The organism is Clostridium sp. (genome assembly GCF_036569345.1).
Classification (GTDB): Bacteria; Bacillota; Clostridia; order Clostridiales; family Clostridiaceae; genus Clostridium_AD.
The window spans coordinates 1-2,054 of sequence record NZ_DATCQT010000094.1 but is presented as its reverse complement, the minus strand read 5'-3'; the positions used below and the strand labels follow the sequence as shown (position 1 = coordinate 2,054).

The 2,054-nt window shown below is 30.0% G+C and carries 5 protein-coding genes; all 5 read right to left on the bottom strand.

Annotated features, from left to right (window positions below; all coding sequences use genetic code 11):
• Positions 1–140 precede the first annotated feature (140 nt).
• Entirely contained in the window at positions 141–566 is a 426-nt protein-coding gene (locus tag VIM70_RS09740; RefSeq protein WP_331945562.1) for a hypothetical protein, read from the bottom strand.
• A gap of 86 nt (positions 567–652) precedes the next feature.
• Positions 653–868 carry a hypothetical protein gene (locus tag VIM70_RS09735; RefSeq protein WP_331945561.1) on the bottom strand — a complete coding sequence of 72 codons (216 nt, stop codon included), beginning with the start codon at positions 866–868 and terminating at the stop codon, positions 653–655.
• Between the two features lie 50 nt (positions 869–918).
• Positions 919–1,167, bottom strand: coding sequence for a hypothetical protein (locus VIM70_RS09730; RefSeq protein WP_331945560.1), 249 nt, complete (start codon positions 1,165–1,167; stop codon positions 919–921).
• Positions 1,168–1,221: 54 nt separating this feature from the next.
• Positions 1,222–1,380 carry a hypothetical protein gene (locus VIM70_RS09725; RefSeq protein WP_331945559.1) on the bottom strand — a complete coding sequence of 53 codons (159 nt, stop codon included), beginning with the start codon at positions 1,378–1,380 and terminating at the stop codon, positions 1,222–1,224.
• A gap of 79 nt (positions 1,381–1,459) precedes the next feature.
• Positions 1,460–2,054: helix-turn-helix transcriptional regulator (locus VIM70_RS09720; protein WP_331945558.1), on the bottom strand; the 595-nt coding region annotated here is incomplete at its 5' end.

Below are 2,054 nucleotides of genomic sequence, written 5' to 3'. Positions count from 1 at the left end.
CTAAAGATATGGTATGATTTTTATAGTATTTATTCTCAGATTTACTTGCCCTGTAAATTGCACTTCTTATATGACAAATTAATTTTGCATTTTCAAAGGTCATTTATATTTACTCCCCTCTATACTTCGAAATCTTGATTTTAAGCCATGCTACTATATACTTTTGCTTCAATCTTACTCGCAACATTATCTCTTGTCTCTGTATATTTGAAACCACGTACCTCAGATTTGACATTCATATTCTTCAAGTAATTGATAATATCCTTATATGGTTTATTTTTAAGTTCATCATTAGGCATATCATAATAAATTGTATAATCACTTGTTGTGCCACTAACCTGAGACCAACTAACTAAAACATTTTCTTGAGTATTCAACACATTAATTAGGTAACCATAAATTTCATCTCTTATGCTACCACATACTGAATCAATATCACAATCATCATATGGACTAAATACAATTAGATTATTATTATCTGGCTCATGGAAAACAGAATACTTTCTCTTATTGTCCATCTTATAAAGTTCATGTTTAAGATTTCTTAGATATAATAATTTATTCATTTTCTATCTCCTTCATACTTCTATTTACTCGACTATGCTTCCATATGCTAATATACAAACACGTTAAAATCTTAGTTTCGTAGGATTTAACTTACAATATACCTTTCTTTTACTGCGTTTAACTTCTCTTCAAACTCTCTAAAAGCTATATCCATTCCTTGTCTGAGTCCAACTTCTAATCCTGATTCATAACACTCAGCTACTTTTAAAATTATAAGATTCCTAAGACCTCCATCAAGGACTATTCCTTTCATTTTTAGTTCTGTAATAATTTCTATTCCGATATCTAATGTATCTTCCATTATTTCATTCCCCCTTTCTCTACACGTTAAAACCACATATTCGAGTGCTATTAACTAAATAAATCATTACCATCAATAAGTACAAAATCTAAATATTTCATACACTTTTCTTTAATCGAATCAATAGTATCTCTCGATTCATCTGTAGTACCTTGTTTTAAGATTTCTAACTCACTTTCTGGTTTCATTTTAACGTTTCTTGGCGAATCATTATAAATAGTGTAGTGATAGATTTTTCTATTACTAATACGCATATCCTGATCTATTTTAACAGCTCTTCCTTCATACATAAATAACACTTTAATTTTCTCCTTTCTAACACTTCAAATTCACGGCTCATATGTTAAAAACAATTATTTAATTCGTTCATAACGGTATTCACATTGTGGGTAAACTTTTTGCATTGCTTCAATAATTGAGTCTACATCTCTACCACTATTTGATATACAAATTGTTCTCCATTCACCTAATTCATGATTTTTATAAATTAAAGCAGATTGAATTAAATACATTTTTATTACCTCCATTATACTTCCATATACTCTATAATGCTTCCATTTCCTAGCCCATAAATCCCTTGAAATCCGTCTTTTAAGCTAACTTATTATACAATACACCATTGTAATCAATTAACGCCTTCTCCATTAAGGAAATAGATTTACTAATATTTATAGCATTACTATCTAAAACCTGTTGACATGCTAAAGCTAATTTACTCGCTAACTGTAGTAATTCTTTCTGATCTAATGCATCTGGATTAAGAATATAGTCTGTGCTAACATTAAATACTTGTGCAAATATATTAATATCATCACTATTAATTTCTGTTGTGAATCCTCTCTCAATGTTAGATATTTTTTGAACAGTGAATTTGCTCTTATCTGCAAGATCCTTTTGAAGCCACCCTTTTCCAAACCTTAATTGTCTTATTCTATCTCCAACTCCAGACTCTTTATTAGATACACTGTCTTCTTCACCACGCATTATATAATCAACAGATACCTTTAAGACTATCGCTAGTTTAGATACTCCCTCTATATCTACAGGAGTATATCCTCTTTCCCAATTTGAAAGAACTTGCCTAGATACACCAATATATTTTGCTAATTCGCCTTGCTTGAAATCATTATCATCACGTAAATCTCGTATGCGCTCACCAATTGATTTAGTCACTAACATACCTCCT

What these genes read in the sequence shown, in the direction of transcription:
- VIM70_RS09735 (WP_331945561.1), bottom strand. Translation starts at nt 868, where the DNA reads ATGGAAGATACATTAGATATCGGAATAGAAATTATTACAGAACTAAAA.
- VIM70_RS09725 (WP_331945559.1), bottom strand. Translation starts at nt 1,380, where the DNA reads ATGTATTTAATTCAATCTGCTTTAATTTATAAAAATCATGAATTAGGT.
- VIM70_RS09740 (WP_331945562.1), bottom strand. Translation starts at nt 566, where the DNA reads ATGAATAAATTATTATATCTAAGAAATCTTAAACATGAACTTTATAAG.